The 14,995-nt window shown below is 63.0% G+C and carries 17 protein-coding genes; 6 read left to right on the top strand and 11 right to left on the bottom strand.

Annotated elements, in window-relative coordinates; all coding sequences use genetic code 11:
• The first annotated feature begins 25 nt into the window (after positions 1 to 25).
• Positions 26 to 646 (top strand): cell wall hydrolase, encoded by a 621-nt coding sequence (locus AC07NR_RS21265; protein ID WP_085711468.1) that lies wholly within the window; start codon positions 26 to 28, stop codon positions 644 to 646.
• Here AC07NR_RS21265 and AC07NR_RS21260 read toward each other — a convergent pair.
• Positions 643 to 1,530, bottom strand: coding sequence for a LysR family transcriptional regulator (locus AC07NR_RS21260; protein ID WP_114883793.1), 888 nt, complete (start codon positions 1,528 to 1,530; stop codon positions 643 to 645). The two genes, AC07NR_RS21265 and AC07NR_RS21260, sit on opposite strands and share 4 nt — an antisense overlap.
• 103 nt (positions 1,531 to 1,633) lie before the next feature.
• Here AC07NR_RS21260 and AC07NR_RS21255 point away from each other — a divergent pair, with 103 nt between their 5' ends.
• On the top strand, positions 1,634 to 3,034 hold the full coding sequence (locus tag AC07NR_RS21255; protein WP_495079397.1) for an MFS transporter: 1,401 nt from the start codon (positions 1,634 to 1,636) through the stop codon (positions 3,032 to 3,034).
• Here AC07NR_RS21255 and AC07NR_RS21250 read toward each other — a convergent pair.
• From AC07NR_RS21250 to AC07NR_RS21235, 4 genes are all read right to left on the bottom strand, one after another.
• Positions 2,979 to 4,394, bottom strand: coding sequence for a heavy metal sensor histidine kinase (locus AC07NR_RS21250; RefSeq protein ID WP_248740845.1), 1,416 nt, complete (start codon positions 4,392 to 4,394; stop codon positions 2,979 to 2,981). The two genes, AC07NR_RS21255 and AC07NR_RS21250, sit on opposite strands and share 56 nt — an antisense overlap.
• Entirely contained in the window at positions 4,391 to 5,062 is a 672-nt protein-coding gene (locus AC07NR_RS21245; RefSeq protein WP_085711464.1) for a heavy metal response regulator transcription factor, read from the bottom strand. The genes AC07NR_RS21250 and AC07NR_RS21245 overlap by 4 nt, the downstream gene beginning before the upstream one ends.
• 19 nt (positions 5,063 to 5,081) lie before the next feature.
• A complete protein-coding gene (locus tag AC07NR_RS21240; protein WP_248740846.1) occupies positions 5,082 to 5,333 on the bottom strand; it encodes a DUF2790 domain-containing protein in 252 nt (83 codons plus the stop codon).
• A 167-nt stretch (positions 5,334 to 5,500) separates the two neighbouring features.
• On the bottom strand, positions 5,501 to 6,214 hold the full coding sequence (locus AC07NR_RS21235; protein ID WP_085711462.1) for a murein L,D-transpeptidase catalytic domain family protein: 714 nt from the start codon (positions 6,212 to 6,214) through the stop codon (positions 5,501 to 5,503).
• Positions 6,215 to 6,366: 152 nt separating this feature from the next.
• On the opposite strand from AC07NR_RS21235, the gene AC07NR_RS21230 reads away from it, so the two are divergent.
• Complete coding sequence (locus AC07NR_RS21230; RefSeq protein ID WP_248740847.1) at positions 6,367 to 7,971, top strand: L,D-transpeptidase family protein; 1,605 nt, start codon at positions 6,367 to 6,369, stop codon at positions 7,969 to 7,971.
• 3 nt (positions 7,972 to 7,974) lie between these two features.
• On the opposite strand, the gene AC07NR_RS21225 is transcribed toward AC07NR_RS21230, so the two are convergent.
• Positions 7,975 to 8,490, bottom strand: a complete 516-nt coding sequence (locus AC07NR_RS21225) for an HvfX family Cu-binding RiPP maturation protein (protein ID WP_096820187.1) — start codon at positions 8,488 to 8,490, stop codon at positions 7,975 to 7,977.
• Positions 8,491 to 8,548: 58 nt separating this feature from the next.
• Positions 8,549 to 8,752, bottom strand: a complete 204-nt coding sequence (locus AC07NR_RS21220) for an HvfA family oxazolone/thioamide-modified RiPP metallophore (protein ID WP_248740848.1) — start codon at positions 8,750 to 8,752, stop codon at positions 8,549 to 8,551.
• A gap of 241 nt (positions 8,753 to 8,993) precedes the next feature.
• Here AC07NR_RS21220 and glsB point away from each other — a divergent pair, with 241 nt between their 5' ends.
• Positions 8,994 to 9,902, top strand: coding sequence for a glutaminase B (gene glsB, locus AC07NR_RS21215; RefSeq protein ID WP_085711458.1), 909 nt, complete (start codon positions 8,994 to 8,996; stop codon positions 9,900 to 9,902).
• Positions 9,903 to 9,971: 69 nt separating this feature from the next.
• Complete coding sequence (locus tag AC07NR_RS21210; RefSeq protein WP_495079396.1) at positions 9,972 to 11,474, top strand: aldehyde dehydrogenase family protein; 1,503 nt, start codon at positions 9,972 to 9,974, stop codon at positions 11,472 to 11,474.
• Between the two features lie 47 nt (positions 11,475 to 11,521).
• On the opposite strand, the gene AC07NR_RS21205 is transcribed toward AC07NR_RS21210, so the two are convergent.
• From AC07NR_RS21205 to cynS, 4 genes are all read right to left on the bottom strand, one after another.
• Positions 11,522 to 12,295 carry an alpha/beta fold hydrolase gene (locus AC07NR_RS21205; RefSeq protein WP_248740850.1) on the bottom strand — a complete coding sequence of 258 codons (774 nt, stop codon included), beginning with the start codon at positions 12,293 to 12,295 and terminating at the stop codon, positions 11,522 to 11,524.
• 171 nt (positions 12,296 to 12,466) lie between these two features.
• The gene (locus AC07NR_RS21200) at positions 12,467 to 13,126 is read right to left on the bottom strand and encodes a carbonic anhydrase (RefSeq protein ID WP_114883778.1); all 660 of its coding nucleotides are present in this window, start codon (positions 13,124 to 13,126) and stop codon (positions 12,467 to 12,469) included.
• Between the two features lie 12 nt (positions 13,127 to 13,138).
• Complete coding sequence (locus tag AC07NR_RS21195; protein ID WP_114883776.1) at positions 13,139 to 13,375, bottom strand: DUF2790 domain-containing protein; 237 nt, start codon at positions 13,373 to 13,375, stop codon at positions 13,139 to 13,141.
• Between the two features lie 83 nt (positions 13,376 to 13,458).
• A complete protein-coding gene (cynS, locus tag AC07NR_RS21190) occupies positions 13,459 to 13,923 on the bottom strand; it encodes a cyanase (protein ID WP_248740851.1) in 465 nt (154 codons plus the stop codon).
• Between the two features lie 120 nt (positions 13,924 to 14,043).
• Here cynS and cynR point away from each other — a divergent pair, with 120 nt between their 5' ends.
• Positions 14,044 to 14,991 carry a transcriptional regulator CynR gene (gene cynR / locus AC07NR_RS21185; protein ID WP_495079395.1) on the top strand — a complete coding sequence of 316 codons (948 nt, stop codon included), beginning with the start codon at positions 14,044 to 14,046 and terminating at the stop codon, positions 14,989 to 14,991.
• The last annotated feature ends 4 nt before the right edge of the window (positions 14,992 to 14,995 follow it).

Here is a 14,995-nt window from a genome sequence, read left to right as displayed (position 1 = left end):
ACGGGCGCTGCCGGAAGAATCGATCATGAAATTGCACGGGCTGATCTGTTGTCTTGTGTTGACCCTGCTGAGCGGCGCGGTGCTGGCCACCGATCAGGCACCGATCAAGGAAAAGGCCGAGGCGAAAGCCGAGGTCCTGGAGGAGAAAGCGGCCGACAAGCCCAACGCGCCCCCGGCGCCGAAATCCGAAGCCATCACCCCGAAAGAGGTGCAAGCCGTCGACCCGGCCGGCACCGCGCCGCTGGACGACCCGATCACCTGCCTGGCGCGCAGCATCTATTGGGAAGCCAAGGGCAAGGACACGGCGGAAATGGAAGCCGTGGCCAACGTGGTGATGAACCGCCTCGGCCATGATGGTTTTCCAGGCACCGTGTGCGAGGTAGTCAAGCAAGGCTCGGAAACCAAGAGCTGCCAGTTTTCCTGGTGGTGCGACGGCAAGTCCGATCAGGTCAAGGAAGACGCCGAATACGCGCTGGCCAAGGAGATTGCTGGCAAAGCGCTGAACCGTCAGCTCCCCGACCGTACCCACGGTGCGCTGTACTTCCACGACCACAACGTCGACCCGAGCTGGGCGAAGAAGTACACCAAGACCGCCGAGACCGGGAAATTCCTGTTTTACAAACCCAAGGACGGTGAGGCGCGTTAGGCGCAGACTTCCCGCACGCAGTTGCGCAACCAGCGATGCGCCGGGTCGGCGTCCATGCGCGGATGCCAGAGCATGGACACGCTGATGTCCGGCATGCGCAATGGCAGGGCAAAACTGAACAGACCCGTTCGCAGTTTGCTGGTGTGGCGTTCCGGGACGGTGGCGATCAGGTCGGATTCACGGACCAGCGTCAGTGCCGCCGAAAACCCGCCGAACGAAGTGACGATATCCCGTGTCAGGCCGAAGGCGAGCAGCGCTTCGTCCACCGGGCCGCTGCTGCGCCCGCGGCGTGACACCAGAATATGCTGGCCCGAAGCGAAGCGTTTGGCGCTGACTTTGCCGCTGCTCAACGGATGCCCCTCACGCACCACACCGATCCACTGATCGCGGAACAGGATGCGACTGTGCAGCGTCGGGTCGGTGCTGTCGTCGACCACGCCGGTTTCCAGGTCCACACGGCCTTCGCGCAGCAGCGTGCTGTCCTTGTCGGCCTTCTGCACAAAGCGCAGGCGCACGTCGGGCGCCTCTTCGGCGATGCGGGCGAGCAGGGCGGCGGCGAAGGTTTCGACAAAACCGTCGGTGTTGCGCAGGGTGAAGGTGCGCCGCAACTGGCCGGGATCGAGCACTTCTGCCGGGCGCAAAACCGCTTCGGCTTCCTGCACCAGATAGCTGACCCGGTCGCGCAACTCCAGCGCACGCGGGGTCGGCACCAGCCCGCGACCGGCGCGCACCAGCAGCGGATCCCCGGTGGTTTCGCGCAGACGGGCCAGCGCCCGGCTCATGGCGGACGGACTCAGACCCAGGCGCGTGGCGGCCCGGGCCACGCTGCCTTCACTCAGCAGCACGTCGAGGGTGATCAACAGGTTCAGGTCCGGTGCATTCATGACATGGCGTTCCATGCAGGTATCAAGTGCAAAGCATGCGTCTTGCGCCTTGTATTGTCGAGGCTCAGGCTATGTCCCATGACTTCTGCCCTGTGAGCCCCCCATGCACCGAGAACCCCTGAACCCTTCAGCCCGCTGGGCGCTGACCAGTCTGGCGCTGTCGATGCTGATGCCGTCGCTGGACACCAGCATCGCCAACGCCGGACTGCCGACCCTGGCGGCGGCCTTCGATGCGACGTTTCAGGAAGTGCAGTGGATCGTGCTGGCCTATCTGTTGGCGGTCACCACCTTGATTGTCAGCGTCGGGCGACTGGGTGACGGTCTCGGTCGGCGGCGCTTGCTGTTGATCGGCATCGGCATCTTTACCGCCGCGTCCCTTGCATGCGCACTGGCGCCGAGCCTGGCCTGGCTGATCGGCGCGCGGGCGGTGCAAGGCGTGGGCGCGGCGATCATGTTCGCGTTGACCGTGGCATTGGTGGCCGATGCGGTGCCCAAGGCCCGGGCCGGCAGCGCGATGGGCTTGCTGGCCACGATGTCGGCCACCGGCACCACCCTTGGGCCGTCGCTCGGTGGGCTGTTGATGGCGCATGTCGGCTGGCAGTCGATCTTTGTGATCAATGTGCCGCTGGGCTTGCTCAACGCATGGCTGGTGTATCGCTATCTGCCCAAGGACCGAATCGTACGCAAGCCTCTTGCCTTCGATTATCCCGGCACTGCGGTGCTGATGCTGACGCTGGCGGCCTATGCACTGGCGATGACGGTTGAAGGGCTTATGCAGACGTTGTTGCTGATCAGTCTGTTGGGATTGGGGTTGTTCATCCTGATCGAGAAGAAGAGCAAAGCGCCGCTGATTCATTTGTCATTGTTCACCGATTCACGCATCAGCAGCAGTCTGGCGCTGACCTTGCTGGTGACCACGGTCATGATGACCACGCTGGTGGTCGGGCCGTTTTACCTGAGCCGAGGCTTGGGTCTCGGCAGCACTCAGGTCGGACTGGTGTTGTCGGTCGGGCCGTTGCTGGCGGCGTTCAGTGGCGTGCCGGCCGGGCGTCTGGTGGATCGTTTCGGGGCGCGGAGAATGGTGCCGGGCGCATTGCTTGGGCTGGCCTGCGGTTGTGGTTTGCTGGCGCTGTTGCCGGTGAGTCTCGGACTGCTTGCCTATGTGTTGCCGATAACAGTGGTGGCCTTGAGTTATGCGCTGTTCCAGGCCGCCAACAATACTGGGCTGATGGCGGGTGTCGGGCAGGATCAGCGCGGGGTGGTGTCGGCCATGCTCGGGTTGTCACGCAATCTGGGGTTGATCACCGGGGCGGCGGCCATGGGCGCGGTGTTTGCCCTGACCACGGACGATCCGAGCCGGGCGACGGCTGCGGTCATCGCGAGCGGTTTGCACATGACCTTCGGCGTTGCTGCGGCGTTGATGCTTGCGGCGCTCGGGCTCGGCGTCTTCACACACCTGCGTCTCGCGTCTCTCGCGCAGGAAAGAACAGCTCAAAGCAGGTGACGCCATCAGCGCTGCTGACGCTGTAGCGGCCCTGATGCAATTGCATGATGGTCGCCACGATCGACAGGCCCAGACCGTTGGACTGAGCCGAACGCTCACGGGACGGATCAGCGCGGTAGAAACGTTCAAACAGCCGCGACAGATGCTCGGGAGGAATCGTCGCCCCCTGATTGCGCACCCGCAGGTAGCTGCCATCCGGCTCGGCGATGGCTTCAACCTGCATCGTCGAATCCGCCGCGCCGTACTTGATCGCGTTGGCGCACAGATTGGCCAGTGCCCGGCGCAGCAGCATCGGCTCGGCCCAGATCACGCCGCTGCCACGGGCCTCGATGGTGACGCCGACATCGGCGGCCAGACCTTCGAAGTAATCGGCGATGCGCTGCATTTCATCGCAGGCGTCCAGCTCCTGACGCTGGCTCAAGGCACTGGCCGGGTCGGTGCGGGCGAGAAACAGCATGTTGTCGAGCATCCGCGCCAGCCGTTCGAGTTCTTCGACGTTGGAGGCGAGCAACTGCTGATAGGCCTCGACGCTGCGGTTCTGTTGCAGGGCGACCTGGGTTTCGCCGAGCAGGTTGTTGATCGGTGTGCGCAGTTCGTGGGCCATGTCGGTGGAGACCTGGCTCAGTTGGGTAACCCCTCGGTCGAGCCGGTCCAGCATCGCGTTGAAGGCTTCGATCATCGGCTGCAATTCACGGGGTGTGCCGTGGCGGTCGAGGCGTTCACCGAGGTTGGCGATGCCGATTCCGTGGGCATGCCGGGCAAGCCGCCGCAACGGCAGCAGGCCGCGATACACCAGCAGGCAGCCGACCAGCGCCAGGACAATCGCCGCCAGTGACGCCAGGCCATACACGCTGAGTCGGTAACTGGCGAGCATCGCTGTGCGTTCGCTCATCACCTTGCCGATGAGTACTTGCAGATTGCCCTGATCGCCGGAGTCGATACTGGCCGCCACCGCCGAGAACGGCACGCCGTTGATGCTCGGCAGATGCTGCACATCGTTGAGGGCCATCACATGGTTGATCGGCACGGCGGGTACGGTCGGCAAGGTCAGGTTGCTGGGATTGACCACGAACAAGGGTGGTTGGCCCGGGGCGCCGATGGTCAACAGCGCTTCGCGATTGCCGAGCATGTTCTGGAACAGCGCCGGTTTGTTCTGGATCAGCTCCAGGGTGTTGCTGTCGTTGAGGATGGTGCGCAACTGATCGATGCGGCTGACCAACTGGATGTCATCGCGGCGGGTCAGTTGTTCATCCAGCGCGTTGTACAGCGCCGCGCCGAGGCCCGCCAGGGACGCGAAGGCGAGCACCGCGAACACCAGCGCCAGGCGCAGCGTCAGGGAATACGTGCCAGTGACTTTCATGGCTGGGTATCGAAGCGGTAGCCGATGCCGCGCACGCTGTGGATCAGCTTGAGCGGGAACGGATCGTCGATCTTCGCCCGCAGGCGGCGCACGGCGACATCGACCACATTGGTGTCGCTGTCGAAATTCATGTCCCACACCCGGGAGGCGATCAGCGAGCGCGACAGCACTTGCCCTTCGTGGGTGGCGAACAGTTGCAGCAGGGCGAATTCCTTGTTGGTCAGGGTGATCCGGCTGCCGGCGCGGGTGACCCGGCGCTTGAGCACGTCGATCTGCAAGTCGGCCACCTGCAACTGTTCTTCTTCATGAATCGGCCCGCGCCGGGTCAGGGTGCGAAGGCGCGCCACCAGTTCGGCGAAGGAAAACGGCTTGATCAGGTAGTCGTCGGCGCCCAGTTCCAGGCCTTTGACCCGGTCGGCGATGTCGTCACGGGCGGTGAGGAACAGCACCGGCGTGTCGGCTTCCTTGCGCAGCCGGCGCAGGACTTCCCAGCCATCCATTTTTGGCATCATCACGTCCAGCACGATCACGTCGAAGTCGTGCTCCAGCGCCAGGTGCAGACCGTCCGCGCCGTCCCGGGCCAGGCTCACGTTGTAACCCAGTTCCTGCAAGCCGTTGAGCAGGTAATTGCCGGCCTTGGGTTCGTCTTCGACGACAAGGATATTCATGGGCACTGCGCCTCACTGGTCAGTTGGTGCAACCGCTGCCTTGCACTTGGTAGTCCAGCACATGTTCGCGGCCCTGGTGGTCGAGGTAGTTGAGTCGTGCGGGAATGACGCCGCAGGCCTGGGAAATATCGGTGCTGGAGAGGACTTTGTCGACATCCAGGTGTACGTAGAAGCCATTGGTGTCGTGAATGACCGTGCGCTCGGGCATTTCGGCGGCGAACACGGAACCGGTGGCGAGGAGGGCGGTGAAGGCCAGGATCAGGGTTTTCATGATGAGTCACTCGTGTCGGTGAAGTGGATCGGCAGGTGTGCCGGAACAACTTCAGGCTACCGAGCGATCCGCTCGGCAAACCGACAACTCAATGACAAAGTTGTAATGAAACCCTGAAAACACAAATCCCCTGTGAGAACAGGGGATTGTTTTGACCGCGGGTGTTTTCAACTGCCGTGGGTACTGAGAATGCTCGCAATCTGCTGCGGCTGGCAGTTGAGGTAGGGCGAGGACTTCAGCCAGTGCTGGTCCGGGTACCAGGAAAACATGTACTGGCCGTCCTTCAGGCTGTCGATCACCCGTCTGGCGACTTGCGGACGCACCGCCGGGCAACCCTGACTGCGGCCCAGCCGGCCTGTACGTTTGCTCCAGAACAGATTCACGTAGTCGGCGGCGTGGATCACGATGGCGCGGTCGCGGGCCATGTCGTTGACGCCCGGTTCCAGGCCGTCCATGCGCAACGAATAACCGTGGGTGCCTTCGTAACTTTCCTGGGTGCGGAACAGCCCGAGGCTGGACTGAAAACTGCCTTCACGGTTGGAGAAGCGGGTGGCGAAGTTGTCCCCGGACTTCGAGCCGTGGGCGACCAGGTCGCGCAGGATCAGTTTTTTCTGCGTCAGGTCGAAGATCCACAGGCGTCGCTCGGTGGACGGTTGCGAATAATCGATGATCGCCAGGTGACGGGACTGCTTCGCGCCGTTGTTGATCGCGCATTGCATGGCGTTCAGGGCACCTTTCAGCGCCTGGGGATTGAGTTCCGGAGCGGCGTGGGCGAGGCTGTTGTAGAGAACCGGCGAAGCGGTGCCGGCGGCAAAAACCTGACTGGTCCCCAGCCCCAGGGCAGCGGCAGTCAGCAGAAGTCGGCGCAAAAACGTCAACATTTAAAGTGAATCCTCACTGGCTACATGGTTGGCACTTTGGCTCCTGACGTCCAGTCGTCCCCGGCAGGCCCGCGAATCGGACCTGACTGTATCACCGCACCTGATGTAAGGTTGGCCGTCAATCATGACGGCCATGGATTGGAGTAAAGCAGTTGTTCAAAAAGTACGCATGCTACTTGAGCATTTGTCTGCTCGCTGCGCCGTTTGTCGTTTGTGCCGAAGAGCCGTTGCCGGCGCTCCCGACACTGCCGGCGGAGGTGCCCGTGGAGCCGCAAAGTCCGTTGCAGGCCGTGCTGATCGGTCTGCCGCAGGCTTGCCCGGCAATTGCCGCCCGTCTCAGTGGCCCGGCCCTGGAACAGTTGCAGGCGTTCTACCGGCAGCAGGACTGGATGCCGGTGTGGGCGGCGGCCGGGCAATTGCCGGCCTTGCATGCGCAATTGCAGCTGCTGGCCGACGATGGCCTCAATCCGAAACGCTATCCGGTCGCCGACACGGCTCCGCAGGATGGCGAACTGTGTGCCGACATCGACATCAGCCGCAATTACCTGCAGGCCCTGCAGGACCTGCATTACGGTCGTCTGCTGCAATCGCATTTCGAACCGTTGTGGCATTCCGACGACACGCCCCGCGACCGTCAGGCGGAGTTGCTCGCCATCGCCGTGCCGGGCATGCATGACGTTGCCGCCGCCTTCGATCTGGCCCGCCCGCGCCTGGCGCAATACCAGAACCTGCGCCATCTCTACGCCGCACAACGCCTGCAGGCCTTGCCGCACTGGCAATCGGTGGGCAACGGGCCGCTGCTGCGCCCGGACATGGAAGACAAACGCGTGCCGGAGCTGGCGCGGCGGCTGTACAGCGAAGGTTATCTGAGCAGTGTGGTCGGTACGCCGGACAACGCTTATCACGGTGTTTTGGTCGAAGCCGTGAAAAGCTTCCAGGCCAACCATTCGTTGCAGGCCGACGGTGTGGTCGGGCCGGGGACGATTGCCGAAATGAACATCAGCCCGCTGACCCGTCGCGAGCAGCTGCGGGTCAACCTCGAGCGGTTCCGCTGGCTGGCCCAGGACATGGAGCCCGATGGTTTGCTGGTCAACGTCGCCGCTGCGGAACTGACCCTGTATCAGGGCGGAGAGCCGGTTTGGCAGACACGAACTCAGGTCGGTCGCGCCGAACGCCAGACGCCGCTGCTGAAATCCCGGGTCACGCGTCTGACACTGAACCCGACCTGGACCGTGCCGCCGACTATCTGGAAAGAAGACAAGCTGCCGGAAATTCGCAAGGACCAGACCTTCCTCAGCCGGCAGAACCTGCAAGTACTCGACGCCAACGGTCAGCCGCTGGCCGCTGCCGACATCGACTGGGACAACCCTGGCAACATCCTCCTGCGTCAGGATGCCGGGCCGCGCAATCCGCTGGGGCAGATGGTTATCCGCTTCCCCAACCCGTTCTCTGTGTACCTGCATGACACACCGAGCAAGGCGCTGTTCGACAAGGGGCCACGGGCGTTCAGTTCCGGTTGTGTACGGGTCGAACACCCGATGAAACTGCGCGACTTCCTGCTCAGCCCGGCGGAACGAGCGCGCACCGACACCTTGCTCGCCACCGGCACCACCCATGAGTTCCGCCTGAGCAACCCGGTGCCGATCCTCATGACGTACTGGACAGTACAGGTCGACGGGCAGGGCCGCGTGCTCTACGCGCCGGACATCTACAGCCGCGACAGCGCGTTGCTCGCGGGCCTTGATCGGGCGCATTGATCTTCAACGGCTGGCGCGTTTCCAGAAAAACCGCGCCAGCCACGCATCCACACTCAACTTGCCGGCCCCGGCGAACACCAGCGGCACCAGCGCGGCCAGATAAATCGCCGGCAGCTTGAAGTTGCCGAAGCCCTTGTTGGTGATCGCATAACCCTGGGCCAGTTCGCTCAACGACGACCAGTCTGCCGGCCAGTGCACGGCGGCGGTGGCGACCACCGTCACCACGATCAGCGAAATCGCCGAGATCCGCGTGCCGAGTCCGATCAGGATTGCCAGGGCGCAGATCAGCTCGGCCCACATCGACAGCTCCCAGTTCAGCGTCGCCGGCAAGTGATCGAAGGGAAACGGGAAGCGGTCCTGAATGTCTTCGAACCAGTTCTGGCCGTTGAATTTTTCCAGACCCGATTCAAAAAACTCCCAGGCGATGAACAGGCGCAGGGTCAGCGGTGCCAGCCACTGGCCGGCGCGGTCGAGGTTCAGGTGCAGGCCTTTGACGGCGGTCGAGAGAGCAGTGGTCATGGGAAGGCTCCATTCAATTCAGTGGTAAGCGGGGCACCGACGTGCCCCTTGCAGAGGGTTATTCGCCGGCGCCGCACTTGCCTTCGCCGCATTTGCCTTCCGAGGTTTTTTCCGGGTTGTCGGCCTGGGCCTGAGTCTGGCTGTAGCCGTGATCCAGTTGCTTGACGCTGAACGCCTCGGAAGCCGATGCAGCGTTGGACAGGGCCAGGCCACCGGCCAGCAGCAGGCTGAGGGTCAGGGAGGTTTTCGAGAGCTTGGTCATGGTGAATCTCCGATAAGAAATGTGAGTTCAAAGGCTTGATCGGGGCTACCGATCGACAGGCTCATTTGAACGTCGGGCTGTATCGGGGATGTGTCGTCAGCGGGGGGATTTGTGCTCGTGGTGTGTCCGGGCCTGCGCCGTATACAGTGCGATACACAAACGCGGTGTGATTCGGCCGGCGGGCGCAGCGTCTAGCCACCGTGTCCCCGCAATCCCATGGGGCGAGACTTCGAGACCCGGCATGCAAGCGCTGTTGAACGAGATCCTTGACGCTGTCCGGCCCCTGATCGGGCAGGGCAAGGTGGCTGACTACATTCCCGCCCTCGGCACCGTGCCGCCCGATCAACTGGGCATCGCCGTGTACGGCAACGACGGCGAAATGTATTGCGCCGGCGATGCCGAGACGCTGTTCTCGGTGCAAAGTATTTCCAAGGTGTTCAGCCTGGTGCAGGCCATCGAACACTCCGGCGAGGCGATCTGGGAACGTCTGGGCCACGAGCCGTCCGGCCAGCCGTTCAACTCGCTGGTGCAGCTGGAATTCGAACGCGGCCGCCCACGCAATCCGTTCATCAACGCCGGAGCACTGGTGATCTGCGACATCAACCAGTCGCGCTTCGCGGCGCCGGCCTTGTCGATGCGCGATTTCGTGCGACGGCTGTCGGGTAATCCCCAGGTAATGGTCGACGGCAAGGTCGCTGATTCCGAATACCAGCACCGCGCACGCAATGCGGCGATGGCTTACCTGATGCAGTCCTTCGGCAACTTCCACAATGACGTCGAAGCGGTGCTGCGCAGCTATTTCAGCCACTGCGCGTTGCGCATGAGCTGCATCGACCTGGCCCGGGCGTTCTGCTTCCTGGCCAACGACGGTTATTGCAAGCACAGCGGCGAACAGATCCTGACCCGCCGCCAGACCCAGCAAGTCAACTCGATCATGGCCACCAGCGGGCTGTACGACGAAGCCGGCAACTTCGCCTACCGCGTCGGTCTGCCAGGCAAGAGCGGCGTCGGTGGCGGCATCGTCGCGGTGGTGCCGGGGCAGTTCACGGTGTGCGTGTGGTCGCCGGAACTCAACGCGGCGGGCAACTCGCTGGCGGGCATGGCAGCGCTGGAAATGCTCAGCTCGCGGATCGGCTGGTCGGTGTTCTGAACCTGTGTTGCTTTGAGGGTGGGCAAGCTATACATTTTCCGGCCGCCCTCAATATGGTGATTCCGCTCCATGTCTCTCGCGCTCGAACGTCTCGTCGCTGGCACGCCTATCCCTTTCGCCGGTAACCGCGTCACCGTGGTCAGCCCCGAACTGGCCGAGCGTTTCCGACCCGGCGACCACCTGCTGGTGGAGCAGGTGAGCGGTGAGCTGTTGCTGATTCCGGTGGTGGATCAGCAGGCCGCTTCGGTTGCGATCGAACGTGCAGCGGCAGCGTTTACTGCGTTGTCCGCGGTGTCGGATGAAGCGATCAGCCGTTTCTTCGATCTGTTCGCTCAACGGCTGGAAAGCCCTGACGCCTGGGCGCTGATCGAAAGCGCCAACCTCGCTGACATCGAACGGGCCAAGGCCCGCGGTCGGTCCACCACCCGGTTGCTCGCTGACGAGCGCATGCGCCGCGACATGATCGCCGGCCTGCGCGCCTGGCGTGATGCGCCGGCCACTCGCGGCAAAGTAATCAGCAGCGTCGAACATGACGGCTGGAAGGTCGAGCAGGTGGTGTCGCCGCTGGGCATCGTCGCGTTCGTGTTCGAAGGCCGGCCGAACGTCTTCGCCGACGCCGCTGGCGTATTGCGCACCGGCAACACTGCCGTGCTACGCATTGGCAGCGATGCCTTGGGCACCGCGCAAGCCATCGTCACCCACGCCCTGAACCCGGCACTGGCCGATGCCGGCTTGCCGGCGGGTGCGGTGTCGCTGGTGGAGAGCGTCAACCACGCCGCCGGTTGGGCGATGTTTGCCGACCGGCGTCTGTCGCTGGCGGTGGCCCGTGGTTCGGGCCGTGCCGTCAGCCAGTTGGGCAGCATCGCCCAGCAGGCCGGCACCGCCGTCAGCCTCCACGGCACCGGTGGCGCGTGGCTGATTGCCGATCGTGATGCCAACGCAAAACGCTTCTCCGCCGTGGTGCGCAACTCGCTGGATCGCAAGGTCTGCAACACCCTCAACGTCTGCCTGATCCAGCGCGACCGTGCCGCCGAACTGGTGCCGTTGTTCCTCGATGCCTTGCAGCAGGCCGGCACCGCGCGCGGTCAGGGCTGCAAATTGCACATCGTTGAAGGCAGCGAAAGCTACCTGCCGAGCGACTGGCAGAACGCGACGGTCGAGGTCTATCGCGCCGAGGGTTATCAGACCGAAGCCCTGGCCGAGCCATTGCCGGAGGCGCAACTGGGCCGCGAGTGGGAATGGGAAGAAACCCCGGAAACCAGCCTGATGATCGTCGACGACCTGGATCAGGCCATCGCGCTGTTCAACCGCTACAGCCCGCAATTCACCGTGTCCTTGATCAGCGAAGACGCTGCCGTTCAGGAGCGTTTCTACAGCGCGGTCAACGCACCGTTCGTGGGCAACGGGATTACCCGTTGGGTCGATGGCCAGTACGCGCTGAACAAGCCGGAGCTGGGCCTTTCGAACTGGGAAAGCGGTCGCCTGTTTGCCCGTAGCGCGATTCTTTCGGGTGACGGTGTGTTCACTGTGCGCAGCCGCATGACCCAGGTCGATCTGGGCGTAAAACGCTAAAACCAGAACGCCGCGCCTGTCGCAATGACAGGCGCGGCGTTTTCGTATCACTTGGCAGTGGCGGCGGATTCGATCAGGCTGGCCACGGCTTTCGGATTCGACACCATCACCACATGGGACGCGCCTTTGACCACCACGGTCTTTTTGGCGTGCGCCCGTTCGGCCATGAACGCCATGGCTTGCGGCGGGATGTTCTTGTCCTTGTCACCGTATACAAACCACGACGGAATCGATTTCCATGCCGGCTCACTGGCGGCCTCATTCAGAGCGGCCTCGGTGACCGGGCGCTGAGTCGCGGCCATCAGTTTCGCGTTGGCATTCGGCACGTCGGCGGCGAACTGGTCGTGGAACTTGTCCTGCTGGATATACAGATCCTTGCCGCCGTCCTTCAGGGCAACGGGCGGCGCGAGGGTCGGGCCGAGGGTGCTGCCGGGGAATTTGCCGGCCAGCCCGGCCACGGTTTCACCGGTTTCCGGCGCAAACGCGGCGACATACACCAAGGCTTTCACATTGGCGTTGCCATACGCCGCTTCACTGATCACCGGCCCGCCGTAGGAATGGCCGACCAGCACCACCGGCGATTTGATCCCGGCCAGCACGTCGGCGACCGATTGCGCATCACCCTTGAGCGTGCGCAGCGGGTTGGCCGCCGCGATTACCGGATAACCGTCCTTTTCCAGAATCTTCACCACACCGTTCCAGCTGCTGGAATCGGCAAAGGCACCATGCACCAGCACCACCGTGGGTTTCTCGGCGGCCATCGCCGAGGTCGCGCCGGCCATGGCGGCGGCGAGGGCCAAACCTGCAAACAACTTGTTCATCGGGTGTTCCTTGTGTCGGGAGGAGGGATGCAGCGCTCGGGCTTATTCAAAGCGTCGGCTGTATCGGGGATGTGTCCGCCTCCCGGCGCGGGTGCATGGAACTGTGTCTGGCAGGGCGCTGGCTACACGCTGATACAAAGCAAACGCCCCGGCTGGTGCGGGGCGTTCGGTTCAGGCGGCATTGACCGTTTGGCCATGCACTGCGCAGGTCGACGGTTGCTCGGCCAGCGAGACGAAGGTGCGACGGTCGGCGGTGAGGGCATCGATGGAGCCGGTCTCGATGTCGTAAACCCAGCCATGCAGGTTCAGCAGGCCTTTCTCCTGGGCCAGACGCACGCTCGGGTGAGTCTGAATGTTCGCCAGTTGCGCGATCACGTTCTCGCGCACCATCGAACTCAGCTTGGCCGCGTCATTGGCGTGTGGCCGCGATTCGTTGACCACTTTCGCCGACTCGGCATGTTGCAGCCAGCCGCTGACGGCGGGCAGGTGATCCATGCATTTGCACTGGGCGATGGCGGTCATGGCGCCGCAATCGGAGTGGCCGCAGATCACGATGTCGGTGACGCCGAGCACGGCGACCGCGTACTCCACCGTCGCCGAAACCCCGCCCGGGTGCGGGCTGTAGGACGGCACGATATTGCCGGCGTTGCGGATCACGAACAGCTCGCCGGGTTCTTGTTGGGTCAGCAGTTCGGGCACGACACGGCTGTCGGAGCAAGTGATGAACAAGGTGCCCGGGGTCTGGGTAGTGGCCAGGTATTTGAACAGTTCAGTGCGTTGCGGAAACGCTTCGTTCTGGAACTTCAGGAAGCCTTCGATCAGGTTTTTCATGGTGTTGTCCTCTCAATTCGAACAGCCAGTACCGAATTCGCTGTATTGAAGAATGTGTTTTGCGCCGTGGCTGTCGAGGTAGGTCATCTCGACCGGCACTACGCCGCAGATGTCGGCCACCGGGGTGATGCTCACGACTTGCGCGATGTCCAGTTGCATGCCGTAGCGATAGGCGACGGCCTCTTCATCAGCCTGAGCCTGAGCGGCGAGGCCGGCGAGCAGGGCCAGGGACAGCAGGATTTTTTGCATGGGGCAGCCTCCAGACAGATGTGGTGACGACTTGGCAATTCAGGTTTGGATGGGCCCGCACGCGGGGTGCGGGCCCGGAGGGATCAGAACGGACGCAGCGGGAGGAACTTGCCGTCGAGGGTGACCACGGCGCGGGAACCGCCTTCAGGGTCTTCGACTTTCTTGATGTCGAGCTTGAAGTTGATGGCGCTGATGATGCCGTCGCCGAACTGCTCGTGAACCAGTGCCTTCAGGGTGGTGCCGTAGATCTGGATCATCTCGTGGAAGCGGTAGATGGTCGGGTCGGTCGGCACACCGTCGAGGCTGCCGCGCAGCGGGATGATTTGCAGGGCGGCGACGTCTTCGGTGCTCAGCTCAAGCTTGTCGCCGACCACTTCGGCAGCGGCTTTTGGCAGCGGGTGCTGGCCGAGGAGGGCGGCGGTCACGTAGGCCAGGCTCAGGCCGGTGCCGTCGGCCAGGTCCTGCCACGACAGGTTTTTCTGTGCCTTGGCATCCAGAGCGCGAGTGGTCAGGGCGATGCGGCTGTCGTTGTAGGCTTGAGATTGCATGGTGTTTCTCCTTTCGGGGTTGGCTTGCTGTGTGGGATTCATCTTCTGCTGATTGATCCATAGCGTCCAAGACCGATATACAATGCAAAGCATAAGCACTGCCTATAGATGGAGAGCCCCATGCTGCTGCGACATTTGCGTTACCTGCTGGCCGTGGCCGATCACGGCGGCTTCACCCGGGCGGCCGAGGCGCTGCACGTGTCGCAGCCGACCCTGTCGCAACAGATCCGCCAACTGGAGGAAAGCCTGGGTGTGGATCTGTTCGATCGCACCTCGCGTTCGGTCAAACCCACTGATGCCGGCGAGGCCTACATCGAATGTGCGCGGCGGGTGCTGGTGGAGCTGGAGGCGGGCAAGCGTGCGTTGCATGACGTGAAGGACTTGTCCCGAGGCTCGCTGCGTCTGGCAATGACCCCGACGTTCATGGCGTATCTGGTGGGGCCGTTGGTGCGTGACTTCGTGGCGCGGTATCCGGGGATTCATCTGGAGATTTTCGAGCTGTCGATGGATGACATCGAGGCGGGGCTGGCGGATGACTCGCTGGATATCGCGATTGCCTTCACCCCGGTGCGCAATCCGGACATTGAATGCATTCCGGCGTTTGTCGAGACGCTGGGCGTGATGGTTGGGCGGGAGCATCCGTTGTATGACAGCTCATTGGTTCTGAGCCCCAATGACATCGCGCAGCTTGATTTCGCACTGTTGGCGCCGGGTTACATCACCCGGGTGTCCGTCGATGAGTACTTTCGCCAACACGGCATCACGCCCAAGGTGCAGATCGAGGTGAATTCGGTGAGTACCTTGCTCGAAGTGATCCGGCATGCGCCGTTGGCGACCATGTTGCCGGAAGCGATAGCCACCGAGGATCGGGCGTTGCGCCGGTTGCGTGTGGAGAGTGAGGCGCCGCAGCGGGGGGCGGCGTTGTTGCGGCGCAAGAATAACTATCACAGTGCGGCGGCGGTGGCGTTCATGAATCTCGCGCTAGGCCTGGGAAGCCCTCACTGTAGAGACCGGTACATCCTTTACACATTAGACCGGGGACATCGTTTACACCTTTTGAAGGCTTGATACG

The organism is Pseudomonas sp. GW821-FHT09C09 (assembly GCF_059418105.1).
This window is presented reverse-complemented; position numbering and strand designations above follow the sequence as displayed.